Annotated in this window: 27 protein-coding genes and 1 pseudogene; 16 read left to right on the top strand and 12 right to left on the bottom strand. The window is 68.9% G+C overall.

Features of this window, described 5'->3' with window-relative positions:
* Positions 1–5: 5 nt before the first annotated feature.
* The 6 genes from BLS67_RS05890 (at position 6) to BLS67_RS05865 (ending at position 5,254) form a co-directional block, all read left to right on the top strand.
* On the top strand, positions 6–1,319 hold the full coding sequence (locus BLS67_RS05890; RefSeq protein WP_207500338.1) for a tyrosine-type recombinase/integrase: 1,314 nt from the start codon (positions 6–8) through the stop codon (positions 1,317–1,319).
* A gap of 282 nt (positions 1,320–1,601) precedes the next feature.
* Positions 1,602–2,594, top strand: a complete 993-nt coding sequence (locus tag BLS67_RS05885; RefSeq protein ID WP_091241369.1) for an abortive infection family protein — start codon at positions 1,602–1,604, stop codon at positions 2,592–2,594.
* Positions 2,595–2,702: 108 nt separating this feature from the next.
* The gene (locus tag BLS67_RS05880) at positions 2,703–2,903 is read left to right on the top strand and encodes a hypothetical protein (protein WP_091241366.1); all 201 of its coding nucleotides are present in this window, start codon (positions 2,703–2,705) and stop codon (positions 2,901–2,903) included.
* A gap of 434 nt (positions 2,904–3,337) precedes the next feature.
* Entirely contained in the window at positions 3,338–3,961 is a 624-nt protein-coding gene (locus BLS67_RS05875) for a hypothetical protein (RefSeq protein ID WP_131801685.1), read from the top strand.
* Positions 3,962–4,128: 167 nt separating this feature from the next.
* Entirely contained in the window at positions 4,129–4,551 is a 423-nt protein-coding gene (locus BLS67_RS05870; protein WP_091241360.1) for a hypothetical protein, read from the top strand.
* A 286-nt stretch (positions 4,552–4,837) separates the two neighbouring features.
* Positions 4,838–5,254: a hypothetical protein gene (locus tag BLS67_RS05865; RefSeq protein WP_091241358.1), complete on the top strand. Its 417-nt coding sequence runs from the start codon at positions 4,838–4,840 to the stop codon at positions 5,252–5,254.
* A 202-nt stretch (positions 5,255–5,456) separates the two neighbouring features.
* Here BLS67_RS05865 and BLS67_RS05860 read toward each other — a convergent pair whose 3' ends face one another.
* Entirely contained in the window at positions 5,457–5,750 is a 294-nt protein-coding gene (locus BLS67_RS05860) for a hypothetical protein (protein WP_131801684.1), read from the bottom strand.
* Positions 5,751–5,956: 206 nt separating this feature from the next.
* Between BLS67_RS05860 and BLS67_RS05855 the strand changes: the two genes are divergently transcribed.
* The 4 genes and pseudogenes from BLS67_RS05855 (at position 5,957) to BLS67_RS05845 (ending at position 8,651) form a co-directional block, all read left to right on the top strand.
* On the top strand, positions 5,957–6,688 hold the full coding sequence (locus BLS67_RS05855) for a DUF2442 domain-containing protein (protein ID WP_091241353.1): 732 nt from the start codon (positions 5,957–5,959) through the stop codon (positions 6,686–6,688).
* A gap of 804 nt (positions 6,689–7,492) precedes the next feature.
* On the top strand, positions 7,493–7,915 hold the full coding sequence (locus tag BLS67_RS24940) for an HNH endonuclease (protein WP_091241350.1): 423 nt from the start codon (positions 7,493–7,495) through the stop codon (positions 7,913–7,915).
* Positions 7,916–8,090: 175 nt separating this feature from the next.
* Positions 8,091–8,246: pseudogene (locus tag BLS67_RS24935) on the top strand (type IV toxin-antitoxin system AbiEi family antitoxin domain-containing protein); the annotation flags it as partial.
* A 3-nt stretch (positions 8,247–8,249) separates the two neighbouring features.
* Positions 8,250–8,651 carry a hypothetical protein gene (locus tag BLS67_RS05845; protein ID WP_242653850.1) on the top strand — a complete coding sequence of 134 codons (402 nt, stop codon included), beginning with the start codon at positions 8,250–8,252 and terminating at the stop codon, positions 8,649–8,651.
* A gap of 235 nt (positions 8,652–8,886) precedes the next feature.
* Here BLS67_RS05845 and BLS67_RS05840 read toward each other — a convergent pair whose 3' ends face one another.
* On the bottom strand, positions 8,887–9,255 hold the full coding sequence (locus BLS67_RS05840; protein WP_091241346.1) for a hypothetical protein: 369 nt from the start codon (positions 9,253–9,255) through the stop codon (positions 8,887–8,889).
* Positions 9,256–9,349: 94 nt separating this feature from the next.
* On the opposite strand from BLS67_RS05840, the gene BLS67_RS05835 reads away from it, so the two are divergent.
* Complete coding sequence (locus BLS67_RS05835; RefSeq protein ID WP_131801683.1) at positions 9,350–10,012, top strand: DUF6308 family protein; 663 nt, start codon at positions 9,350–9,352, stop codon at positions 10,010–10,012.
* An 84-nt stretch (positions 10,013–10,096) separates the two neighbouring features.
* Here BLS67_RS05835 and BLS67_RS05830 read toward each other — a convergent pair whose 3' ends face one another.
* From BLS67_RS05830 to BLS67_RS05795, 8 genes are all read right to left on the bottom strand, one after another.
* Positions 10,097–10,666, bottom strand: a complete 570-nt coding sequence (locus BLS67_RS05830; RefSeq protein ID WP_091241341.1) for a hypothetical protein — start codon at positions 10,664–10,666, stop codon at positions 10,097–10,099.
* Positions 10,663–11,172, bottom strand: a complete 510-nt coding sequence (locus BLS67_RS05825) for a hypothetical protein (protein ID WP_091241338.1) — start codon at positions 11,170–11,172, stop codon at positions 10,663–10,665. The genes BLS67_RS05830 and BLS67_RS05825 overlap by 4 nt, the downstream gene beginning before the upstream one ends.
* The gene (locus tag BLS67_RS05820; protein ID WP_091241336.1) at positions 11,169–12,206 is read right to left on the bottom strand and encodes a nucleotidyltransferase domain-containing protein; all 1,038 of its coding nucleotides are present in this window, start codon (positions 12,204–12,206) and stop codon (positions 11,169–11,171) included. Before BLS67_RS05820 ends, BLS67_RS05825 begins: the two co-directional genes overlap by 4 nt.
* Positions 12,207–12,338: 132 nt before the next feature.
* A complete protein-coding gene (locus BLS67_RS05815) occupies positions 12,339–13,391 on the bottom strand; it encodes an ImmA/IrrE family metallo-endopeptidase (RefSeq protein WP_091241333.1) in 1,053 nt (350 codons plus the stop codon).
* The gene (locus BLS67_RS05810; protein ID WP_091241329.1) at positions 13,381–14,076 is read right to left on the bottom strand and encodes a hypothetical protein; all 696 of its coding nucleotides are present in this window, start codon (positions 14,074–14,076) and stop codon (positions 13,381–13,383) included. Before BLS67_RS05810 ends, BLS67_RS05815 begins: the two co-directional genes overlap by 11 nt.
* Before the next feature lie 182 nt (positions 14,077–14,258).
* Complete coding sequence (locus BLS67_RS05805) at positions 14,259–15,251, bottom strand: hypothetical protein (protein ID WP_091241326.1); 993 nt, start codon at positions 15,249–15,251, stop codon at positions 14,259–14,261.
* Positions 15,252–15,581: 330 nt separating this feature from the next.
* A complete protein-coding gene (locus BLS67_RS05800) occupies positions 15,582–15,911 on the bottom strand; it encodes a hypothetical protein (protein ID WP_091241323.1) in 330 nt (109 codons plus the stop codon).
* A complete protein-coding gene (locus BLS67_RS05795; protein ID WP_091241320.1) occupies positions 15,904–16,272 on the bottom strand; it encodes a hypothetical protein in 369 nt (122 codons plus the stop codon). The genes BLS67_RS05800 and BLS67_RS05795 overlap by 8 nt, the downstream gene beginning before the upstream one ends.
* Positions 16,273–16,564: 292 nt before the next feature.
* Between BLS67_RS05795 and BLS67_RS05790 the strand changes: the two genes are divergently transcribed.
* From BLS67_RS05790 to BLS67_RS05780, 3 genes are all read left to right on the top strand, one after another.
* Positions 16,565–20,077, top strand: a complete 3,513-nt coding sequence (locus BLS67_RS05790; protein ID WP_165617491.1) for an Lsr2 family DNA-binding protein — start codon at positions 16,565–16,567, stop codon at positions 20,075–20,077.
* 40 nt (positions 20,078–20,117) lie between these two features.
* A complete protein-coding gene (locus tag BLS67_RS05785) occupies positions 20,118–20,387 on the top strand; it encodes a hypothetical protein (RefSeq protein WP_091241315.1) in 270 nt (89 codons plus the stop codon).
* Positions 20,388–20,803: 416 nt separating this feature from the next.
* Positions 20,804–21,046: a hypothetical protein gene (locus BLS67_RS05780; protein WP_091241312.1), complete on the top strand. Its 243-nt coding sequence runs from the start codon at positions 20,804–20,806 to the stop codon at positions 21,044–21,046.
* A gap of 51 nt (positions 21,047–21,097) precedes the next feature.
* Here the strand turns inward: BLS67_RS05780 and BLS67_RS05775 are convergent, their stop codons facing one another.
* Both BLS67_RS05775 and BLS67_RS05770 read right to left on the bottom strand, forming a co-directional pair.
* Positions 21,098–21,307 (bottom strand): hypothetical protein, encoded by a 210-nt coding sequence (locus BLS67_RS05775; protein WP_131801681.1) that lies wholly within the window; start codon positions 21,305–21,307, stop codon positions 21,098–21,100.
* 47 nt (positions 21,308–21,354) lie between these two features.
* Positions 21,355–21,867 (bottom strand): MarR family transcriptional regulator, encoded by a 513-nt coding sequence (locus tag BLS67_RS05770; RefSeq protein ID WP_091241307.1) that lies wholly within the window; start codon positions 21,865–21,867, stop codon positions 21,355–21,357.
* 450 nt (positions 21,868–22,317) lie between these two features.
* Between BLS67_RS05770 and BLS67_RS05765 the strand changes: the two genes are divergently transcribed.
* Complete coding sequence (locus BLS67_RS05765; protein WP_131801680.1) at positions 22,318–23,370, top strand: ATP-binding protein; 1,053 nt, start codon at positions 22,318–22,320, stop codon at positions 23,368–23,370.
* Positions 23,367–24,563 carry a hypothetical protein gene (locus BLS67_RS05760; protein WP_091241301.1) on the top strand — a complete coding sequence of 399 codons (1,197 nt, stop codon included), beginning with the start codon at positions 23,367–23,369 and terminating at the stop codon, positions 24,561–24,563. Before BLS67_RS05765 ends, BLS67_RS05760 begins: the two co-directional genes overlap by 4 nt.
* Positions 24,564–24,792: the final 229 nt, after the last annotated feature.

Genomic DNA, 24,792 nt, shown 5'->3' with positions numbered 1-24,792 from the left:
TCCTCGTGTCTGTTCCTGCCCCCAGCCCGGCCCCCGACCCGCGGGAAGCCATGCGGGCCACCCTGCTCGCCCAGGGGTTCAGCGCCGCCGACATCGACGGGATGCTCGGCGCACCCCGCCAGGCCGTCAACACCATCCGCACCGCTGTTGCCGACGCCACGGCCGCCATGCGCCGCGAGCTGCCCGCCAGCCTGAAGACGTGGGGCCCCTACCTGCAGGTGCTCGTCGACGGACTGCCCGACCTGTGCCCCTGCCCGTGCACCACCTGCTCCACCGGCGCCTGCCCCTGCGCGGCCGGTCAGCACGCAGACACCTGCACCGTGCCCGACGACCACCGCGACCTCGCCTGCTCCGACCGCTACCGAGGAGCCGCAGACCTTGACGTCACCGCCGTCACCCGCCAGACCATCGCCGAGGGAGCCTGGTGGCTGCAGCGCCGAGGACTCAAGCGCACCGTGGCCCGCAACGCCGCCCGCCTGGCCACCGGACGGCAGCTGCTGCACGCCGACGGCCGCGGCGCGCACGAGCAGTTCATCCAAGCCTGCCGGTGGATGTTCACCTGGCTGGTCGATGAGAACCGCACCTCGGCCAACCCGGCGCTGAAGGTCAAGCTCCTCCCCCGCCAGGAAGCCGCCGCCCGGTCCCTGAGCACCGAGGAGTTCATGGAGGTCTACGACGTGGCGGTCAGCACCGGTCAGGACGCGATCCTCGACGGGCTCATCCTGCGGCACCTGGTGATCCAGGGTGTCCGCCGCGGCGCGCTGCTCGGTCTGACATGTGGAGGCTTGGAGGTGGAGAGCCGCCAGATCGGCTACTGGGACCAGAAGAAGAAGACCTGGCGCAAGCGGCCGACAACCTCCACCCACATGGCCGACCTGCTCGGCCACGCCGTCGCCCGCGGTCCACGGGTCGCCGCCCCTGCCGGCGCGACCGAGGTCGAACGCCGCCACGGGATCCCGAACCTGACCGACGCCGACCCGGTGTTCTACGGCCGGCCCGAGGACACCTTCGACGCCGAGGGCAACTTCGTGTCCCGCACGGTGCACCCGATCACCCGCAAGCGCATCGAGAGGCTGTTCACCCGGGTCCGCCGACACCTGCCCTGGACCGAACGCGTCGAACTCCGCCCCCACGACATCCGGCACACCTCGGCCCGCATCATCTATCGCGCCGCTGACCAGCAGATGGCCAAGCTGCACCTGGCCCACGACGGCGGCAGCACCACCGATCACTATCTCAAGGAGCGGCTGGACGAGCTGGCCAAGCTCAAGGAACAGCTGTTCGAGCCCGGCGCCGGGCCGGACGAGGCGGCTAGGTAGGTCGCTTCACCGTCGTTCCGCCCGCGACGGTCGGGGTTCTAGCGCTCCTCGCCACCGGGGCCGGCCTGGCTGCATGCGGCCAGGCCGGCTCCTTTTCCCGTTCGGCAACGACCTGCGGCTGACGCTGAGCAGTTGCAGGTGATCGGCACGAAAGTCGCGCGCTACAGGGAAATGACGCCGCGACAAGGGTGACCAGGCGCCACGGATTGCGCCGCGCCACACCGTGCTGCCGCCGAGCTTTGCACGTGCCAAACGGCCGGACGCGCCGCCCAGAATGATGCGGTGAACTTCGACCTGAAGCGCCCAGACCACATCGGCGACGAGGCGTGGAAGGCCATCGACTATTACCGCGGTCGACTCCAGTTCGCCGCCACGGCCGATGACCGGCCCGGCGCGGTGGGGGCGACGAAGGAGCTTGTCGAGTCCATCGCGAGGGTCGTGTGCGACGCGACCGGGTCCTCGGTGGAGGACGAGGCCGGCGTGCCGAAGTTGGTGGGCTCGGCCCAGGCGGCTCTGCAGCGCGCCGCGGGAAAGGATGTGAGCGGCCACCGCGCCATTCGAGACATCGCCAGCAGCGCGCAGAAGATGGTGATCTCGGTGGCCGAGGTGCGTAACGACGTCGGGGTCGGGCACGGCCGCGCGCAGGTAGCCGACATCGACGACGAGATGGTCGAAGTCGTCCTCGCCGCCACGATGCTGTGGTGTCGCTGGGCGCTGCGACGGCTGGGTCACGTCCTGGCCCGCTACCCCGACTTCCTCCTGGACTCGCTCACCGACGGGACCTCGCGGGTCAAGCTGCAGAAGTACTTCGACGATGTCCTTCTGCCCGGCCAGCCAGAGGATGTGCAGCAGGCCATCGGCGTCGCGTTCGGCCGGCAGGCGGCAGGCGGGTATGGCAACGCCAGGTTGGTGGGGGTGGCGCCGGCGGCCGAGAGCGCGTCCCTGGACGTCTTCACCGCTGACTACCGCCTCGGGGTGGCCCGCGGGATGCTGCTGACCTACGGCGGCCAGATCGGGCTCATCGACTCCTACGTCCCCCTGGTCCTCGGCGTGCTGGAGCCGGTGCCGGCCCGAGGGACTCGCAACATGCTGACCGAGCTGACCGGCACCGCCCGTGATGCGACCTGGATCCCGCACTGGCGACGCCAGGCGTACGACTCGGCCGCCACGGTGGAGGCCCTGCGCGCCGGTGCGCAGAGACTCCCCGAGCAAGCGCGGCCTGCGCTGCTGGAGTTGGCAGCGGCCTACGAAGCGGCCGACGGGCCCCGAACCTGACCTCGGCTCGCCGTGCTGGAGGGGCGGGTGTGGCCGCAGCCGTGCCCCGGTCGCGGTGGCCGAGGCGTCCCCGTGGATGCCACCCTGGCGTCGAGGGAGGTGCCGGCTGTGCAAGAGATCTTCGTGGACTACTCGTCGGTCGGGCGCGCCCGCCGGTTCTCCACCCGGGTGAAGGCCACGATCCGCCGCGAGTTGCACCCCGGGGACACCGTCATGGTGTCAGGCGACGGCGTGGTCCCGGCCCGAGCGCTCATGCTGACGGTCAGTGCGGCCAACCCCGAGGTCGAACTCGAACTCCTCGACTCCTAACCCTCCTGCGCCACCGCCTACTGGTCCTGTAGCCCGCCACGAGGGCCGCGGCGCGGCTTCGAGAGCGCCAGGCTGCCGCTACCGGTCGAGGACAGCCGCGGCGCGGTCCCCGCGCAACTCAGAGCTCTGCCGAACCGTCGGACCGCTGATCGCGTACCGGGCCCGCCGCCAGCCGAACTAACGATTCAGAGCCCCGGCGCCCGGAGATGATTGCCGATCCCGGTACATCGCGGACAGATCTGCCCATGACCACAACCCCGAGCCACCGTCCTGAACGACCCGCGCTGGGCACCCTTGTCCAGCTCCGAGACATCGACCCCGGGCACGCCGCTCGCATACGTCCGAGGGGAGCTCGGGAGCTGGAATGGTGCGAGTGCACCCATCGCGAGCTTGGATGGCCCGTCTTCGTCCGAGCTGATGGCAGGTGCGTGCGCTTGCCGCCGAGCACCAACCTGGAGGACTGGGTCCGGATGTTGCCGGTCAAGCCCTCAGCGGCACGGGCAGATCGTCAGCGCGCCTGTACCGCGCTGGATGCGAACTTCCCGGGGTGCTCCTTCCATGTGACGTCGGCGCAGGGGGGCATCGAGATCTACTGGACCGATGGGCCACCGGAAAGGGCCGTAGCCGTCATGCTCGTCGAGGAGCACATCACGACGCTCTGGCTCCAACGCACGGTGTCATCGAAGCTTCGCGCGGTTCAAGTCGTCCAGTTGGTTCTGCACGGCGACTGGACCGGGGATGTCAGAGACCTCTGGCACATGCCTGATGTAGACGACCTGTCGGAGGATGTTCGTCGACTCGGCGCACAGTTGGCCGCCTTTGCAGGACAGGACTCGTCGCACGGCTTGTACGAGACCATGCAACGGATAGGAATCGGCGCTCTGGCAGACACCTGCGGGTTGCCGCACCTGGCGCCCTACGGCACCTGCGCTCGGTGTCCGGGGCCGGCGGCCTTCAGCGCAAGGGTCCTCACGAGGTCCACGACCGACAAGGTCTGTCGACGGTGCTTGCCCAGGTACATCGGCAGCGAAAGGGAGGTCGTCCCTCTGGGTCACTGATGCAGCCCCGCCGCGAAGCACCCGGCTCACGACCGCCAGTGCTCTCGGCACACGCCCGGTATCGGGCGCGGAGCTGACTTCACGAACAGGCCAACAGATGAGTGCAGCCCGGGCTTGGACCCGCACGGTGGCTCGAGCCCAGACGACCGCCTCGGAACAGGACGACCATGGAACTCAGCGAGTGCACCCCGGATTTCCTCTTTGGCCTCAAGCGGCAACTCACCCGCGACGAGAAGGACGGGATCCTGCTCGTCACCGACGACGAAGAGGACTTCTACTACACCACCGAGCTCGCACCCGGATGGCACCTCTACATCGAGCTGCACACCGAGCCGAGGCATGCGCTTTCCGTCGGCGTCTTGCGTCGTCCCCGTGACTTCATCCGGGACCACATCCACGCCGATTTCAGCTCCTACCGCATCCACCGCGGCGTCGGCCGGTTCGGATTGGAACCAGACGCGGAAGGGTTCCCGGAGGAGCTGACCGAGGAGGAAGAGGTGGCTTTCCGCAACAGGCAGGTGGAGTACTGGGACGAGGACTCGGCCTTGCACGACCAAGTGCGCCAGCAAACGCCTTCCGCCGTCCTCTGATGGCTTCAGCGGTGGCCCGCATCCCGTTCCTGCGCCAGCAGGAACGGGATGCGCTCGCGCTACCTACGGGGGCAACGATGACTGGCCGACTTGGGCAGCCCTGCCCGTCCGTGTACCGGCGAACAATGGCTGGTGAACCGACCGCCGTGGTGTGGTCCCCGCCCTCCGCGGGCGGGCTCACATCGGTGCTGCACGTTCGAAGTGGGCATCAAAACCGACAGCTGCGAGTACGAGATGTGCCGTGTGCCTCGTCCAATGGACAACGATGATCCGCCACGATTGACCGGTGCACGCATCGAACGACCCCGGCGACCTTGTTGCCGGAAGCTGGCTCGACGGTTGGCTCGTCGCCGTCCGCGGCGTACGTCAGAACCTCACATCGCGCGCCGGCCAGACCCAGCGGTCAGGCGATGCGAGCTGGGTCGAGACCGTCATCCTCGAACTGGACGATGAGATGGAGGACCAGATCAAGGCGATGACGTCGCATCCGGAGACCGCGTTCGGTGACAGTTCGCCGGCGTTGTGGCGAGCCGGCCGCCGAGAGGGCTTGTCCAGTGCCCTGCAAGTGTTCCGGCGCCGCTTGGAGGAGAGCCAGCGCGGGGACGAGCCCCTGGACGACCAGCTGACGGTTGATCTTCTGCACCGGCTGGTGGCGGAGATGACGGCGGCCGTCATGCAAGCCGATCAACCGTCCCTGTTCTGATCGCTCGTGAGCGCCCAATCTCCAAGCGCCTGGGCCGTGGCCAACAGGTGATGACGGCACCTGGTGCCGACCCTCGATCCACCTGAACAGCTGGGTCAAGCCCACGGCGCTGGAGGCCCAGGCCCTGGAGCGAGTGGCCAGGTTCGTCGTCGACCAGGCCCGCCCGCTCCGTTATGGGCGAGTCAGCGACTGCAGGGCCTGGTCACAGGGTGTCCTCGACCGGCCGAGTCCGGGGGAACGGGTTCTTCAACCGGGGCCAGCGCACCTCCCGACTGCGGAGCTCTTCGGCGCCCTGCTGTAGCAGGCCGTCCATGGTCACGATGGCCTCCCACAACGGTGCCCGGCTGGGGTGGTAGGGGTCAGCGATGACCTCGTACTGGAAGAGGAGGGCGTCCCTCGCTACCGCGATGCCCTCGAGCATCCCGGCGAAGTGCTGCCACTCCCCGTACGACGTCGACTTCTTGCGCTGACTGACTGTTTGCTTCTTCTCGGTCACGGAGCAAGCGTGCGACGCACCTCGGACGATGATCAGTGGAACGATCATGCTGTTCGTGTCCACCGTCGGGGTTCAGAAGGCGGTCGGCGGGCTCCATTCCGGGTGTCGCTTCCGGTGTCGTTCTGGCGTGCCCTAGCTGGTGTGGGCGCGAGGTAGGTCCCTGCGGGCGTCAGCAACCCGCTCCGATTGCTACCTACGATCCGTTCATGAGCGACCCCTCCGAGGACGAGAACCCGCTCGGGCCCGTGCCGGCTGCGACGCAGCCCTCGCCACAGGTGGTCATCGACTTGCCCTTGGACATCCAGTCCTCCTCCGAGAGGGGCCTGCCGTGGGCGTTCGCGGACGAAGCGCTCGACCGGGGACGGCTGCGGCCAGGTGCATACCTGGTGGCCGGCGATGCGTCGGAACCAGTGCTCGTTCGCGTGGTGGAGGTCGACGCCGACGACCGGGTCCACGTCTGGCCGGTAGGCCGAGGACCGTTCATCCCCGCCGATCTGAACCTTGAATCCGACGAGCCCGGGGTCGTGTGGGCAAGCGTTCCACCAACCGGTGCGCCGGCGGTCGGCGCTCTGGTGCTGGCCGGGACGGCGGTGGCTTGGGCATGGACGCGAGTCCAGGCCGTCCGCGAGGGCCTGCTGTTGCTGGAGCTGGTGAACACATCGACGGCCGAGAACGGTTTCGTGGACATCACGAGCGCCGAGGTAGTGGATGGGTATGTGGTGCGGCTGTGGTGGGCCGACGGCGCAATCGGCGAGGTTGATGTCGAGCCCTACCTGACCGGCGCGGCCGGTACCCCTATTCGCGACCCGTCGGTGTTCGCCCAGCTGACCGTCGACCCCGACGCCGGCACCGTCGTATGGCCGGGCGGCTTCGACATCTCCCCGGCACTGCTGCGCCGCGCCGCTACCTTGACCGCAGAACAGGGACGCCAGGCTTGAAGGTTTGTGATGTGCGGGCGACGAACCCTGCGCCGGGAAGGCGCTGAGCTCGATCATCGCGTCCCAATCGGTCACGGTGCCCTCATCGGCTCAGCCCACTCCGTACGCGCTGCATAGCGACCCGCGTCCTCGCCATGGAGGCTCCGCTGCCACATCGAGCCTGCAAGGAACCCCTGAGCAGTATCCGGTCGATAGGGTTTCGCTTGTGCCACCCGCTGCCTCCCACGACGCCGAGCCGCATGGCTACTGGCAGTGGCGTGACGCCCTTCTGCGGCACCCGGACGGCCGCGCGGTTGGCGGTGAGGCGTGCGTGAAATGCACGAGCCCCGTACCGGCCAACGCTCACTGGACGCACCGCGATCGCCACGTCTGCGGGCAGAGATGCAACAGCAACCTGGGTCGGCAGCTCAATCGGCTGATCAAGAAGGGTGGCGACCTCGCCATTCCCCGCCCGGCGCCGATGCCAGATCCGCGGACGGACCCTGCGCCGCGCGTGTTCCGAACGCTCTCGGTGCCGGCGGCCAGCGGACTCCGGTACGACTTCGATGGGTCCACTCCTCGACCCGGCGATGCCGTGGAACGCGACGGCGAGGTCACGGTCTACGGCTGGATCCGAGTTGACGAGCTACCGCGGGTACCTGAGTACGCGCCCCACGGGTTCTTCGTCGCCGAGCACAGCTCCGGCCACCACCTACTGCAGGCAGCTACCCGTGACGGCCGACCCGAGCGCATGCTCCTGGGCGAGTTCGACCCAACCGGGGGTCAGCGACACGGTCCGTTCGAGGTGCAGGGCCGGGTCCTGGAGTGGGTGACGGAGTTCATCAGCGACGTCACACCGGACGGTCGGGAGTTCACCTGGGAGGCGCCGGTGTGCGTCGCGTTGCCTCCAAGCACCCCCGAGTCCTCTGGACCGTGGCCCGGACCGCACTGGCCGACAAGCGACGGCGCGTGTCGTCTGCGACTGCACGGCACTCCCGCCGAGTCCGCCTGCAGGAGGCGACGGTCGAACGGTTCGACCCAGTCGAGGTCTTCGAGCGGGACGGGTGGCTCTGCCGACTGTGCGATCGGAACGTCGATCGCGAACTGCGCTGGCCGGATCCCGCCTCGGCGAGCCTCGACCACGTCGTTCCGCTGGTCGCCGGAGGCACCCACAGCCGGGCGAACACGCAGCTGGCGCACTGGCTCTGCAACGTACGGAAGGGTGCCAGGACCGACAGTCCGGTCTAGCTCACTTGCCAGGAATGCCCTTGCCGCACTCCAAGCCTCGATTGCCCTCGGCGATGGCGGCGCGCACCCCGGCCGCTGCACGTGGACCGCTGCCCGCGGTAGCGGGCAGCGGCGAGAACCGAAAAGCGAGCCGTACTTGGTGTCCGAACCAGCATGAAGTCACTACGCTTCCGCCATGCCCCGTGCGGACTCCACTTACCGGGCAATGCTGCGCTGGCGTGCATTCGACACTCATGGCGTCATCACGACCGCAGACGCCTCTGCGCTGGGCGTCCCTCCAGTGGCTCTCCGCCAGTTGGCCGGTCGAGGAGCGTTGTCTCGGTCGGGTTACGGCGTGTACCGCATGTTGGAGGTGCCCCCCACTCCCATGTCGGAATACGCCGAGGCTGTCGCCCTGGTCGGCACGGGCGCAGTCATCGCCGATGAGTCCGTGCTGGCCATCCACGACTTGGCCCTGGTCAACCCGCGACAGATCAGGGTCGTCCATGCCGGCCGCAGTCGAGCCGCCCTTCCACCGACCGTCTTGGTCGAGCGTCGGCGGCTGGCGCCCGAGGAGGTGACAACGGTGGAAGGCATACCGACCATGACGGTTGCGGCCGCCCTGGTGGCGGCCCGCGGACGGGTCCTGCCTTCGCGGCTGGCAGCGGCGGTCGACGATGCCTTGTCTCGTGGTCTCCTGGACGAGGGTTGCGTGCCCTCCCTGCGAGCGCTGATCAACAGCGCAGAAGACAGGTAGCCACAGGCCTCCCTCCGCCCAGGTCGTCATCACGGCGCGGACAGCTGCTCTCGCCGGGCGCGTGGCCGCCTGGGTCCACTCGCCGGCGCCGAGCCCGACGCCGTCCTCGACGTCCGGACGGTGTTCCGGCAGCCGCACCGCGGCCTCGATGCTGGCGAACTGCCCCCGGTCCTGCGGCCACGCAAGGGCCGGTTCGGGCTCGTCGATCACCGGCGCGGATCACACAGAGAGGATCTCAGCCTTCAGCTCGCGTCGACGTCGTGATGTCCTCGGGCCTGACCCGGGCCCAGAAGTCGTCGAGGTCGACGTGGACGGCGGTCAGTTTCTCGACCACGTCAGTCCAGTAGCTGTTGCCGAAGTCGTGGCCTCCGCCGCACTGACAGGGGTGGCGAAACCACGCATACCGCACGGCGCAGCCAACGGCTTCTGGGCTGGCGTCGGGATTGGTGATGATCGCCAAGGTCGCCGGCTTGACGCCCCTGCGGATGTAGGCCTCGAAGACCCGGGGCATCTCGGGACCCCCGAGGCCGCGGCTCTTCGCCAAAGCCACGAAGTCGTCGCCAACCTCCACCCGAATCGGATCGTCGTACTCGAAGGCAGCCATGTCGTTGCATCGGCGCAACCGGCGAAGTCCTGGAGGCGTTGCATCTCACATGTTCCAGGGCCGATCAGGCTGTGGCTGTGTCAGGCTGCCGGCCGTGGAGACGGTGCGGGTGGGCGGGATCCGGGTGCCTCGGGACGAGGCGTTCGACCACGCGCAGAGGTACCTCACGGACGGATCGGGCTGGGGCTACCCGGCCTACGAGCGGTACGAGTCAGAACGAGCACTGGGGCCGCTGACCGACGCCGACCTGCTAGCCCCGCCCTTGCTGAACGTGCAGCACTTCAAGCTGAGCGTGTACGAGAGCCTGCAGGCGGTGCGCCTGCAGCTGCAAGAGTGCCTGCACACCATCCGGCCGGACGCCTCGGTGTTCAACGCGACCGACGACGAACGTGACAGCGTGCGCCGCATGTTCACGTTGCTCGACCGACGTGGGATTCCGGGCTCTCGCGGCACAATCCTGTCCAAGGTGCTGCACCGAAAGCGTCCGCACCTGATTCCGCTGTGGGACGGCAACGTCGAGAAGGTCTTCCAGTTCGGTGCCACACCACGCATTGCACCCGTCGACGGTCGTTCGTGGGGTGACTTCTACCTGGTGTTCTCCGATGCCATCCGAGCAGACATCGAGGCGGACCGCGGGTTCTTCGACGAGGTGGTCGGACTCGCCGTCGACCCTCCGATCTCCCTGCTCCGGGCCGTAGACATCGTGGCGTGGTGGGCAGGCGATCGGAAGCGCTGGCACCGGTTCCGCCAGCCGTGACAGCAGCCTGACCGCGTCGATGCCGAGGAGGTTCTGGACATCCCCCAGCCTCATCGCTGGAAGTGACGCGCATGCTGCGGACGGCTACTTCGACTCGAGGTCGGCCTTCAGGATCGTCACGAGGCTCGTGCGGGCGGCGTCGGTGGCGGCCCTCGGCAGCGGCGCGGTGCGGAGAGGGACGTCCTTGTCCTTCTTGACCGGCTTGACGTCCCAGGCGGCGGTCATCTGTTGCCCGGCCTCCCGCTGCGCCGCGGTGACGAACGTCGCGTAGGCGGCGCACACGTCCGTGGTGCCATGGATGGCCAGCAACCCGGTGTAGTAGCTGATCCGGGACTTCACGTCACTGATGTGCTGGGTGATCTCGCGGCGGGCCTCGGCCGAGCCGTCCTTCCGCATGATGCGGTACGGCGCCTCCATGTAGTCCTCAACCGCGCGCACCGCCTCGGCGTAGAGCTTCGCCTTCTCCTGTCGCCGGGTCTCCCGCTGCTGGGTCTTGTACGCCCTGACCGCGACGAAAGCGGCGACGATCCCCACGATGATGGTGGCGATCGCGCCGGTGAAGGTGGCGACGTCGCCCGCGGTGAGCCCCTCCCAGAAGCCGGGATCGGACTGCTGCGCCTTGCCGGCGGCGGCCGCGAAGAGGGCCGGGCTCATGCCGCCACCTCCGGAAAACCGTGCGGCGCCTCGTCACCCAGCCAGGTCCCTCCACGCTGACCGCCCGTGGCGCGCCAGTAGTCCTCGAAGAAGACGTGGTCGCGGGCCAGGTCGATCAGCGCCAGCAGCCCGTCGACCGGTCGCCACCGACGCCAGGGCGGGGAGTCGGGGAAGTAGAGGCAGAGCGCGTCGTCGGTGGGCATCCGATGCGGGGAGGTCGCCCCCGGAGCGGCGAACACTCGGGGGTACTCCTCCGGCAGCAGGTCGTAGCAGTCATACCGGGGCCAGCGGTGGAACTCGATCTGGAGGTCGACGGGGTCCCGGCGGCCCCGGACCTCGAGCGGCAGCCGGTAGGTGATCCGGTCGAGGTCGAGGTCCAGCTGGAGGTCAGCGCCGTGCTCAGCACGGGCGCCGGCCTCCAGCCATCGCTGCCACCACGGCTGCAGGCCGTACCAGGAGAGGTCGGGCTGCTGGGTCCACAGGAGGCCGTGGATGGACACCGTCACGGAGCCCAGCTCCGGACCGGGACCCGGGGGCGGCCGGCACCGGCACCGGTGCCGGTGGCGGGGGCGCCGTTGCGGCTGCGCTGGATCCGGCGAGCTTCCTCGGCCCGTACAGCGTCCTGGTCCGGGCGCGGCAGCATCTCCTCGTCATCGAAGAGCTTGGCCAGCTCGTCGTGGGCGAGCAGGGGGTAGAGGTCGCGCTCGAGGCGGGCGGCCTCGTCGAGGCGCTTGCCGGCGTCGCGGAGGGCGGTGACGACCTGGGTGCGCGTCCAGTCCTTGCCCAGCTTGATCGGCTTCTCGGCGACCCGCGCCGGGTCCTCGGTGAGGCCCTTGTCCAGCTCGTCGGCGGCGTGGGTGAACCACTCCGACAGGCCGGCCAGCTGCGTCGTGGGGGCGGTGATGCAGCCCAGCGCGAGGGCCTTGATGTTCCAGCTAACCAGGGGCATGCCGTTGCTGCGGTTCCAATGCTTGAGCAGGCGGACGATGTGCGCGAACGCGACGCGGGTGTCCTCGATCGCCTGGCGCACCATCCGGGTGTGTGTCTCGGGGTCCGAGCGGGACCAGCCGGGCGCCTTCGGGATGAACAGGCCCAGGGCGTCCGCGCTGTCGATGGCGCAGATGACGTCGGCGGTGAAGTCCTTCTCGCCGGCGTGTACGGGGTCGCCGAAGCGGACGAGCACCGCGCGGGTGCAGCCTTCGACGGTCACGGTGAGCTTGGGGAACTCCTCGCCGAGCGCGTCCCGGATCGCGTCGGCGGCGCGGTCCATCAGGTCACGCGGACCCTTCGTGCCGGGGCCGTGGGTGTCCTTGGCCTCGGCGATGACGATGCCGAGGTCGATGTCGGTCAGCGGGGTCAGGGCGTCGCCGTGGGCGAGGCTGCCGTTGAAGTAGACCCGGGAGCCGGGGAACGCCTTGCGCAGCGCGCGGGCGATGAGCTCGCGGCGCCGCCGGGCCTCCTTGATCTCCTCCTCGGTGATCTGGATGCGGCTCCGGGCCTGGGTGAGCAGCTGCTCCAGGGTGGGGGGCTTGTCACTCATCAGTTGTGTGTCCTCTCGTGCCGACTGTCGTGTCCCTCCGCGCAGGTCGGTGCTGCGCGGCGGTGGGCCATGGGGCCTCACCTGGGACAGACGAGCCATCTCGGCCGGAGAGGGCGATCGTGGTCAGGAAGTTCAGGAGCAGTCGCGGCAGCGGTTGGCGGCGCCGTCGAAGAGCCGTGCGGGCAGGCGGAGGCCGCAGCGGGTGCAGTCCCGTTCCTTCACGGCGGGGGCGCAGGCGCAGCGGCCGCACTTCGTGCAGGTGTGGTTGCCACAGCGAGCGCACGGGCCCTCGAAGGTCCGGAACTCCTCGCCGCACTCGGGGCGGACGCAGATCCGCCAGGCGGCCGCGGGGCCGTTCTGCGCGATCGGCAGGGTGAACCCGGTCTCCCAGGGGGCGTGGTCGGTGACGGCGACGACGAGGAGGTAGCCGTCCATCGGTGCCGCCTGGGCGTAAAGCTCGTCCCCCTGGATGCCGTTGCGGTACAGGAGGCGGGTACGGCCGCGCGACCGGCCCTGTCCCGTGGGGTTGCCGAGGGCGTGGCGGATGACCTCGGCCGAGCTCTGGTCGCTGCCGCGGCCGGGCCGGGGCATGAGATGCGAGGCGGCGAACTGGACGGTGCCCTCCGCGTCGAGGAGCAGCACATGGCCCGGTGAGCTCAGATGCTGCGCGGCGCGGACGCAGACGGCGGCGCGGGAGGCGGTGGAGCCGCGGCGCAGGGCCACGACGTTGTCGGCGGTCGGCGTGCCCGCGGGCAGATGACGGGTGACGAGCTCCTCGGAGAGGATTACGTCGGCGGCGAAGGCGTCGCAGGCGGCGTCCTCGAACTGATCGGCGGCGGCCTCGTGCAGGTCGACGGTCTCGGCGAGGTCGGGATCGGACTGCTGGAGGTGGTGACCGAGCTCGTGCAGCGCGGTGAACGCCCGGCGTCCGGGGCTGGTGGCGTCGGCCACCGTGAGCAGGGGTGGATCCTCGGAGCCGTAGTAGGCGCCGGCGACGCTGCATCGGCTGCCGGTCTCGGCCGGCGGCACCTCCCGATAATCGACCTCCGGCCAGGTGCGCAGAACCTCGACGGGATCCCGACCGAGCGCGTCGCGGTGGCCGGGCAGGAGGCTGTCGAGAACGGTGAGCATCGCCTCCGCCTGCCGACGGACGGTGTCGCGGCGCACGGGAATCTCAAGGCTCATCGAGCACCAGCGCGAAGTAGCGGTCGAGCCGGTCGGTCCACGCGGGCTTCTCGCCTTCTGTCTGCCGGTGCGCCACGGCGGCCACGGCGAAGCCTGCGGTCAGCCACGCCTCGGTCTCGTCGACGTTGCGACGCTCCGCGAGGGCGACCACCTTGGCCCGGTAGGCCGGATGGTCCAAATCGGCGACGAGGTCCTCCGGCAGCGACGGGTTGGCCGCCAGCAACGTCTCGACCGGTAGGTGGATGACCGGTGCCAGGCGCTCGGCCTGCTCGGGGCTGAGCGACGCCCTGCCGCGGCGAAGCGCGATAACGGTGCGAGGGGGCTCTTGCAGCGCCTGCGCGAGCTCCTTGACGTCGGCGGCGCCCAGGAGCTCCTTGAGGTTGCCGGCACCCTCCGGAGCCCAGCGGGCGGCGACGAAGACGTCGAGGATGTCCTGTAGCCGCGCCCGCTGCACGGCGCGCTCATCGGCGTGGGTGAGCACCGGCTGGCCGCGTTCGGCCGCGTCCAGTTCTCCGGCGTCGACAGTCAGTGATCCGAGGTAGCGGTCCAGGACGCGCAGCGGGAGCGACGTGGCGTCGTCCAGCCATACGACCAGCGAGCAGGCGAGATCGCTGCTCTCCGGGCTCAAGATGGCTGCGCTGTCGTCGGCGGCACTAGCGTCCAGGCTGATCGGGACGGCCCGCACGGAGCGACGTGAGGCCTCCAAGACGAGCAGCAACAGGGTGACCGATCCCCATCGGGCCCGCCAGATCTGCCCTGGCGCGGGGGTCGGCGGTTGATCTGTCCAAGCTCGTCGCACCGCCGCAGGAAGCGCCGCTGCGGTCAAAGCTGCTCGTAACCGGGCAGCTGAAGTGCCCTCGACTTCGGTCACGAGCTCATCCTCCCTTCGATGTCGGTCGGTTCCTCCCGGGACAGACGAGCCATCCCTTCGGCCGGCCCGGCCGACGGCGACGCGATGTCGAGCAAGGCCATCACCACCTCGTCAGCGCGGGGGTCGTCGACGGTCGCCAGCCGCACCAGCTCGAAGACCTGAGCCCGGCGTGCGGCTGCCTCCTTCGGACCGATGCCGAGTAATGGGGCGGCGTCGCCCGGCGTGATCAGGTAGGGCACGATGGCACGCTGCTCGCTGGTGAGCCGCGCCCACAGCTCTTCGGCGCTGATCCCCGTGAGTGCGTGCTCGAGCTTTTCGTCGGTGCGCCCGATCTGCTCATCGTCGTCCGAGAGGAACAGCTCGCCGACGGACTCCGGAGCGATCTCGTGGCGGAACCGCTCCAGCAGGATCTGGGCCAGGTCCTCGGCCCGCACGGTGCCGTTGACGTCGGTGAGCACCGCGACGGCCACGGTGGTGAGGGCGTGCCGAGCTGGACCAGCGGTGGGGCCGGCGGTGTTCCACGAGGGGATGGACACCCCGCGGACCTGCAGGGCGGTGCGGTGCAGGTCCGCGATGTCGCCCTGCCACCACTGCGCGGGGCCGTCGACCAGCCGCCAGCCGTCGTGGGGGCTGGTGACGAACATGAACCGGGAGTCCTTGCCGAGCACGTTCTTCAGGCGCTCACGCAGCTTGCCGTGCTCGGTGGCCTTCGCCTGGTCCTTCTGGAAGTTCTGCACCGTCGCCAGCAGGTACCGCTCCGCGGAGCCTTGGTTGTCGACCGACGCCAAGGCGTCGAGCAGGAACGCGGTGCCGCCCTTCTTGACGATCATCTCCACCAGCAGCTCGTCGACTGCGTCGTCGCTCCACCGGTCGTAGCCCTGCGGCGGCGGGAAGGGGCCGGTGCGGAGGGCTTGTGCGGTGATCCGGCGCAGCAGCCGTAGGCCGGCCTCGACGTCACCGTCCAGCAGCCACTGGTCGTACTCGCTCACGCACTCCCCCGTCCCGCCCGACCTGTCGACGACCTCGCCGACGGTCGCTGAACGGCGGGTTGAGGCCACCGGTCGTCGTGGAACCGGTGCGTGATGATCGTAGGCAAACCAGAGACGTGCGTCACGCCGTCGAGGGGCCCGCCTGGGGAGTTGCTGTGACGCCGTCCGAGCTCTTCACGACCGTCCCCGCCGGACAACGCGGGCCCCGGGCCACAAGATGTCAAGCCCGGGACCCGCGATGCAGTCATGACGAACTGCTGAAGGTCCGCCTGTGTTACTCGATGGCCAGAGGCCGTGAGAGCCGAGGTCTTCCACCCCGTCAGGCCCGAATCAGGGGACGTTCAGGTCGATGACCTGCGCTCGTTCGCCGCGGTAGATGTTCCCTGCGGCGACCGTTCCGAGATCCACGTTGCCGGTCAGGCGGGTTGTCAGCTCGACGGTGCCGCCGACGGGCGCCGCCCCGAGTGGGCTCGAGGGAGACGCGGTGATCCGGATGAACGCACCGCCTGCATCCACGATCAGCCAGACGTTGCGATAGGTGCCGCTGTAGCCGTCACCTCGCCGGTCTACCTGACCGCGGACACGGACCCGGCCGCGGCTGACCGCCGCGGCGTGCAAAGCCCGCTGGGACTTCGTGATGGTGGCTTTCCGGTCAGACATGCGTGCTCCTCGTGTGCCCGGGTGCGTCCCGGCTGACATCGACCGTTCCGTCGCTGCGTTGGTCGGCAATCGAGTCGGCAGTCGTGGAGTCATCACTGACGACGATCTGAGCAACGTCGATGTCCGGGGACCCCTCGACGGTTTGCCGGACAGCGTCGTAGTGCTCACGGATGCGTTGCTCACAGGACTTCAGCTCCCGCTCCGCGACATGGACGCCGTACATGGCGGCCAAGCGGGCGAGTGTCCAGGGCCTTGTCCAGCGCATCTCGTACTGATGGGTCCGCAGGCGGTCACGGATGAAGACCCAGACGTTCAGCTCTTCGCCCAGGGCGTTGAGGAGGGTCTCTTGGGCAGTGGTCACGTGCGTCTCCTTGGTCGTCGTGGTTGACCTGACGACTGGTCCGGAGCCGCTTCGGATGCGCAAGGAGGCCCTCGCGCGGAGCCTGTGGCCGTCTCGCTGCCGGTTTGGGTGCGTCCGCAGAGCAAGCCGTTGCCTGTCAGCCGCAGTCCCCAGTCGTACGGCTCAGGGCGCCAACTCTCGAACCGGATGCTCGGTTGGCGGGTTGGCGCGCGGAGTGGTCATCGGACCGGGACGACTGCGCTGGCCGGTCGGGCCAGCACGGTCTCGGTCAGACCACGCTCCGGAGGGACCCATGAACAGCAGTCACGCTCGCACCGTCGGCAAGACGATCTTCCGCATCTTCATCCTGCGCGTCAGTGGCAAGGGTGACGAGAAGGGCAGCGCCAACCAGCTCGAGGTGCTCAAGCAGTACAGCCACCTCCCAGATGTGAAGACCTTCCTCGGCGACTTCAAGGTCGAGATGATGAAGGCATCCAGCGAAACGGGCCGCAGGCACCGTCTCCGATGGCAGGAACAGCACGGCCTCAAGGTCCTCACCCGGGCAGGCCGCAACGACTTCCTTGGGATCAGCGTCGTCATCGGGAGCAGCCGGTTCATCTGCTACGCATCGACGGCAGCCGGCATGGACGAGGAGAACGGCAACGCCTTCACCCGTCACGTCTGCGAGTCCATCGCCGACCCCGCCTTCCACGGGCTCGCCGACCCGGACTTCATGGCTCGCCGAGACGCGGGTGAGTACGACGACGGGGAACACCCAAGCCTCGTGCACGCTTTCGACCCCACCCGGTTCGTCCGCACGATGTCCTCAGCGAACGACGTCTACGACGTGGCCGCACGAGAGCGGGCAGCCTTCGAGGCCAAGGACCTGCACATCGATCCGGCCGACGGCCCACACGCCCGGATGATGTGGATGTTCCTCGCCTACGGCTCCGAGGTGGAGTCGGTCATCGGCCGTCAGCGGCGGTTCGTCGGCCGGCTGAATAAGGCACGGTTGGGCTTCTTCCCTTACCGCGATGGCATGGTCCCCCTCGGCGGGCGCCGCGTGCCTGCCGAGGATGCGCCGGACTGCCATCGCCTGGACGTCGACGACAAGCACATCACCTCGGTGGCGAGGCTGTTCCAGACCGGACTGGACCTCAGCCTCACCAACAACCAGATACTCACCGAGCTGGCGGCATGTGGGGTCACTTCAGGAGACCCGAAGACTCTGGACGTCCCGGTCGACCAGCTCGGCGATTCAGCCGCCAAGCGGTTCTTCGTCGGCCGCAAGCTGGAGGCTTACCGAGACGGCGAACTCGAGGTCGAGTTCGTCGGGGTCACCGACAACCATTTCCGGGTCGGGTCCGGGCACGTGCTCACCCGCCGATGGGAAGGTCTCGACGCCGACGGGCAACCAGACCGACTCGGCTCCATCGCCTTCCGCCTCCCGTTCCCCAAGCCAACAGTCACCGGACCAGACGGCGAACCGCGCCGGGGATGGATCACCGGACTCAGCGACGAAGAGGAGCGCGACGGCTGGAACCGGTTGCTGGCAGTGCGCGGCGTGGACGACGCCGGCAAACGACCGCGCCAGCCCGCCACCGGCGCCGCACCGCTCGCCGAGCAGTCAAGCCAGCGCACGCGGGGCGGACCACGTGCAGGCAGTGTTGCCGCGACCCTCTTCTCGACGTGGCGCCTGGACGGGGACGAGCGCGGGCCCCGCCTGTTCACCCGGAGCCACGCCACCACCGCGTCGGCCGGCCCCAACATCGAGGTCCACCAGGAGACCGGCCCCCCTGGCAGGAACGGGGGGATCAACCGGAAGACCACCGTCCCGCTGGCGAACTTCCGTGGACAGGATGTCACTGCAGCCGTCGCGGACCTCATCTCCGCCGGCGTCCGCAGCCTGCTCGACCAAGGCCTCACCCTCGATCACCACCGGACCGTCCTCTCCCCCGGACTCGCTGCCGAAGCCCACGCCTCGGACCCCGCTGCTGAGCACGCCGAGCGGGCCCGGCAGCTGACCGAGCGTCTGGCAGAGACTCAACGGCTGGCGAAGGGCTACGACCGAACGGTGTCCGCTCTGCGCGGGGAGGGACTCGAGGAGGACGACCCGCAGCTGGAGTCTGCCATCGAGACAGCAAGCGAGCAGTGGTCCAGCTACCGGGTCCAGCGGCAGGCGCTCCGTACCTTCCTCGACGCTCCCGTGCCCACATCCGTCGCGTCCTCACTGCCCAACCTGGACGCAAGCGACCCCCGCGACCTCGTCGTCGGACTCCGAGGCTGCTATGCCACCGGCGCCGCCCCGGCGACCTTCCTGGACGCTCTCCGCATCACGCTTCCCCACGGAGCCCGCTTCGAGCCGGGTACGGACGAGCTGCAGTGGGACCTGGTGGCGGACGTGCTCCTGGCGACGACGTCGGGCGAGACGGTCACCATCGAAGGCATCCGTGTGCCGGTCGACAACCTCCGCGGCCGCGGTGGCAAGACGACGACCTCCCGCCCCGCAGAGATGGCCGCGCGCCGGATGCGCGAGGGTCAGCCCATCGACGACATCCCGGCCGCAGGCAGCAGCCGCCAAGACGTCAGCCGGGCGATCACACACCACCTTCGCGAAACCGGTCGGTTCCCGGACGACGCCTTGCTCGCGGCCGCCGTCGACTGCCCCATCCCGGAGACCACGCGGATCCTGTGGGACTACGCCACCGGCGTGAAGAGCAGTCGTCGCACACCCTTCACCGACCATGTGCAGGCGGTCTTCACTGGCGCGCTGAAGCCCTCGGGTCGGCGCACTGGACAGGGCACCGTCTGGTCGTTCGATTTGAACGTCGACCGCCGCCTCGATCAGCTGACCATCGTCGCCTCGGCTGCGGATCGTGCCGCCGGCGTCCGCGCAGACGCTCTCGCTGCTGTCCTCGACCCTCTCGACCGCCGACACCGGCGCGTCCTGGACGCGTCCGCCGCGCTGATCAAGGGCCAGTCGAGCTACCCGCCCGCCTTGCGTCGCGTGCCCACCACCGGGCATCCCACCGGCTGGAAGGGCCGTACCGTCGGATCACTCGATCCCGACCGCAAGCGAATCGGCCTGCAGTTGTGCCCCTTCGACGACTGTGCAGAGCGCTTCGCCACCGTCCTGGTCCCCGCTGTCGAGGTCCTCGCACTCGGCGCCATGGTCATCTGCCGGCACTGCACCCGAGCCGCAACTCCCCCAGACCACCCCATGTTCACGGCGGCCCGCCGAATCCGCTTCCCGCACAGCTACGTCGCCTGGTCCGACGCCCAAGTTCGCCGAACCGGGCGCACCGAGCCGTGCGCGGCACTCGACTGCCGGAAGGACGTCGGGTTCGGACCCGGCGCAACATGGATGTGGGACGACCACCGCGGGCCGGTGTGGCATGACGACCTGTGTCGGGCCGGCAGGACGTCGGGAACGCACACCCGATGCGCCTACGCCCTCTGCACCATCGACCAGGGTGGCGGCCCCGGGAGCATCCGGCAGGAAGGCCGCGGCCGCCGCACCTGGCACGGAAGCGGCTGCACGAACGCTGAGAGCAGGCGGATCACCAGCAGAAAGGTCGAGTACGCGGTTTGCCGCTCCCCGCAGTGCACGATCGATGAGGGCGGAGGACCCGGCAGCATCCGCAAGACGGGCCGCCACCGCACTGTGCACGACGAGCAGTGCCGCCGGGTGACCCGGACGACCGAAGCCGGCCTGATCCGCCGGTGGGCTCGAGAACGCGGTCTGCTCGTCGCCGACAACGGTCGCCTGCCCCAGTCGGTCAGTGCCGCATACCGGGCAGCCACGGCACCCACCGTCGAGTCGTAACCCATTCGGTCATGTGGCCACGGCGCCAAGCCGTAGCCACATGACCGAGTACGACCGTTTCGAGGCCGCCGTCCGCGAGCTGCTCGACCTGCCCGCCGCCGACCAGGAAGCTCACCTGCGCAACAGCTTCGGGGGTTTCAGCTGCGCCCGGAGCGGGTTGTCACTCGCCTGGCAGTACAGGTCTGCGGACCCTGTGCCGACCGACGGGTCGTCCGCGAGTGGCGCTACGGCGGATGCGCGAAAGCGCGAGGCCATGACGAGTGGTCCGTATGGGCAGGCGAACGAGACTGCATCGATCCCCGAGGCCTGATGGGCATCGGCGTGACGGTTGGCCGTGGTCCCTGCCGGCGAAACAGGGAGCCGAGCGCCAACGACTTCTCGAGTGCTCTGCCAGTGGCGACATACGAGCCCAGGAACCGCGGAGTTCGACGGATGGCTGGGTCTGGCAGGTCTTCGACGACCTCACCGGCCAGGTCGTCGATCTGCCTTAGCAGCTGAGTACGAGCTGACCTACCGGCCGGGCTGGCCCCGCGCGGCCCGGTCGCGTTCCACCCCACGGCACCGGCTTGCGTCATGGCCCACCGCCGCAGAAAGCGTGGGGTCGTCGGGTGAGCGCATGCAGCTTGCACGCCGCCGCTAGCGTGGACGGGAGAACGAGTCAGGACCGACATCACCGCAGGGCGGTGCACCAGGCTCGTTGGCTGCACGTCGAGCGAGGAGGTGACGATGCTGACCGTCTCGCGCGAGCTCGGACCGGTGGAACGACAACTGGGCCGCGTTGATCTCCACGCGGTGGACCTCGACGGGCTTGAGCTGTCGGTCGGCGCCAGTCTCGAGTTGCTTGATGAGGGCGGCCACCGCTACCCGGCCGTGGTGGTCAGCATCGAGCCCGGGCGGTACGGGCCGTTCTATTCGGTCCAGTTCGCCGGCCCAGGCACACCACCCGCACCGGACAAGCTGCCGTCCTGACTGCAGGTGGCTTCCCGACGGCGCGGAGGGGTCCGCCGCTGCGCCAGCTGTTCACAACAGGTCGTGGAACTCCTCGGGGACTGCTGCGAGAGCTGCGACCGTGACCGTCGTGACTGCATGAACCCATGCCTCGAGGACTGTCCACTCGTCGGCATCCGCCGCATGAATCGCCTCGGCAACGGCCACCAGGACGTCTGAACCCGTGGCGGCGTCTCTCTGGCCGCTCAGGGCCGGGGCGCCGCCCGCGGGGATGTTGCACATGAAGCTGACAGTCCGCGGCCCCGCTCCAAGCGCAGCCATCCCAAGCACTACGGCTGGCCCATGTCCGGGAACCTACGAGGGAACTGATCGATCACAGCCGGAAGTCGGAGCTCTGGCCACCGCTCGCGGAGCACAGCCGCTCGTTGACCAGCCTTCCCCCTGAACGCCAGGGTGGGGTGCAGGTGGAACACGGTGGGCCGACCGGTTCCTTGTCCCTCTCTGCGGATCAGCTCCCGTTCGGCGAGCACGTCCAGTGCCCGACTCACAGTGCTCCGATCATGGCCGAGGTCGTCGGCGATCTCGGTGACGAACCTCTGGACGCAGTTCAAGTACTGAACGCTCGCCAGGAGGTAGAGCAGGACTCTCATGTGGACGAGGGTGAACCTGCTGTCGGACTCGTCGCGTCTGCCCTCGGTGCTCAGCAGCGCCAGCATCGCGTCGCAGAAGACCATCGTGAAGGGCTGCGCATGTCGACGTGCCTTCTCCTTGACGAGCACGTGCCCGTAGACCTTCTTCGTCTGCTCATGGATCAGGTCGATCCGGGGCTGCTTCGAGCGCATGTCGAACTCCTGGCGGGTGGCGTGATGGCCTCGGTCGGGGCCAGTCCGACAGGTCCTGGACCGCAGCAACGGCGCAAGGGTCCGTGTCCGGCCGACCACGCGTGACGGGCCGCACCACCACGCCGTGCGCCCTACATGCCAGTACTGGCCCGGGATCTGCAGCGCTGCCTTCTACGCTCTGTTACGCCGACCGATGGCGGTGCTGCGCACCGCTCGTCGCCTACGGCGACAACATGGATCCGTGGTGCTGACCGCCCGGGGCGGGTTTGGTCGGTCGCCCATTCAGGTCAGGGTTCTTGTCATGGCCTCACCTCCTTCTGTTCGACGACGCCAGGCGCCGTTCTGGTGAAGGGGTGGCCGCTAGGTCAGGTCGGTGACGAGACTGGCTGCGTGGCCTCGAAGGGTAAGTCTCGGCGCGTCTCCACCGTCCGTGCGGACAGGGAGGGCCGGGTGTTCTGGTTCGGCGACCGACGCCGGGAGCATTCGGATGAGGCCGTCGTGATCCATCCCGATGACCTGGCAGGCAGCCATGCCACCGATCTGCAGAGGCTGCTTCGCCGACTCGCATCTGAGGACGCCTACACGGACCGGGTGCTGATCACGGCGACCGACGAGGAGTGGATGGCCGAGGACGGCGCTCCGGTCGAGCCGGTGTCCTTCTCACTCGAGGGGAATCAGCTCGTGGTGGACATCACCTACCAGTCCGACTTGTACGAGGACGAGGGGGCACCGGCTGCCCACGTCGCCCTCGTCGAGCCGGTGCTGGCTCGATCTGGCTTCGTCGTCGCGGCCTGGGCGGTGGACCCGTACTCGGCTACCAAGCCGTGGATCTGGCGTCTTGCCCTCCGATGTCCCACCAGGGGCCGCAGCCTGCGGGACTTGTTCGACCTCGGCTCGGAGGTGTTGATGCTGCTGGAAGCCGCGTCAGCGGGCTCGCTGACGCGGGAGTCGGTCGCAGGATTAGTGCGTGGTGGGCAGCTGCGCGCTCTGGTGGGCCAACCGGAAGGTCACTGGCTGGACGTCAAGAGCCAGCACTACGACCTCACCGGCACCGCCGGTCGCATCGCGCTGGCGCAGTCGGTGGCCCGTTTCGCCAACGCTGAGGATGGTGGAGTCGTCGTGGTGGGGATGACGACGAAGGCTGTCCCGGGCGGGGAGATCATCCGCAAGGTCACCGCGGTACCCCTTCAGGCCGGCATGGACCGTCGGTACCAGCAGGTGTGCGACGAGCGCATCTTCCCGCCGGTGTTCGGGTTGGCGGTCGAGCAGGTGCCCATCGAGGGCGGGATGGTGATGCTGATCGAGGTCCCACCGCAGCCCGAGGAGCTCAAGCCCTTCCTTGTGCACGGCGCGATCGTCGACGGCCGGGCCGAGGGCACCTTCATCAGCATCGTCAGACGACGGGGCGAGGCGTCCATCCCCATCACGGCCCCGATGATCCATGCCCAGCTGGCCGCCGGGCGGGCCCTGCTCCGAGGCGAGTCCCCGCCGAGTCGACCATGATCGACGACATCGGGTTGGGCGCGATTCGCCGGAGACTGATGCTGGACCTGGCCTGTCTGCCCGGCGAAGGCGACGTGCTGACCTGGCAGCGGCGGCTGGCCGACGAGATCATCGCGGCGGAGTCAGGGGGTACCGGCACCTCGCCGGATGACTTGAAGCGGCACCGCCGTCTCCTCCGGGTCCTCGCCGATGGGCTCGTGCACCGGCTGGTCGAGCCCCACACGATCCGGACGCTGTCGAAGCACCCCGGCAAGCCACCGTCGTTGACCGCCCAGGGTGCCAATCTGGACTTCGCCTTCGAATGCGCTGCGGACATGAGATCCGCCGGTCTGATCCCGATCATCGCGGACCTGACCACGCTCATCGGGGTCGGCGACCTCGTCGGCGTCTCCCCGCAAGGCGTGGTGGTGCTGGAGTGCAAGAACACAACCATGCCGACGCGGACATCATCCTGGGGACGATTGGCGCGGCAGCGGGAGCGCGGCGAGTCCGCCGAGACCTACCTGACCACGAGCCGGCTGGAAAACACAGACGGGACCGTGCTGCAGGCGTTCAACTTCGACCTACCCGATCCGGACTTCGCGTCTGTTGCCAGCCTCCTCGAGCGCTGTTGCGCGACCGAGGGTGCCGTCGCGATCCACGACTTCGCCGCCAACGACAGACTGCTCGCCTGCACCCTGCAAACACCACCAGACGCAATCGCTGCCGCCATGCCGCGCCAACCCCACGCGGACATCCCCGTCATGACCTTCCTGTCAGAGGTCAGGCACCGGTCATCCCACCGCTTGTGGTCAACGTCCAGCTACCCCCTGCCTGGCGAGACCCGTCACCGACTCCTCGAAGGCGAGATCCAACTCATCCGGTTCGTCGACCTGGGCGCGCTCGCTGCGACGGTCGAACACGGCGGGCGACGGGCGACACTGACTCCGAGGATGACCCCGGACGGCGCGGAGGTGGTTCTCGCGGTGGACGGGGCGGACGCCATCGTCGTCACCACCGAGATGCTGAACGTCTGCCTCTACATGCCGGTGTCGCTGGCCGCCATGCGGGCTGCGCTCCTGGAGCTGGCCCACCTCCACCTGGCGCCCACCGATGCCGCCAATCCCGATACGGGATTGGTCACCGCGGCCGGCGACCATTTCATCTACGCCACCGCGTACCGCGACGGCACTCTGCTCAGCATCCGGAGCTAGCTGTTCTGATGAGCGTGTGAGCGGCTAGCGGTCGCTCGCGGTGTAGGCCAACCGGGGGGTGCTGAGGCGTCCGCGCAAGAACCGCTATTCCCCCACAAGCTGTGGGGAAATAGCGCAACAGGTTGTTGCGCGCCCGGCGCTCGTTCGCCATGCAACGGGTGTCCGGCGCATTTGCGACGAACGATCGAAGATGGCGGTCAAGAGCCGTGGGTGCCAGCGGCTGCGAGCC

The organism is Klenkia soli (assembly GCF_900103975.1).
Lineage (GTDB): Bacteria > Actinomycetota > Actinomycetes > Mycobacteriales > Geodermatophilaceae > Klenkia > Klenkia soli.
Note: the sequence above shows the minus strand (reverse complement) of the source record. Positions and strands in the feature narration are given on the sequence as shown.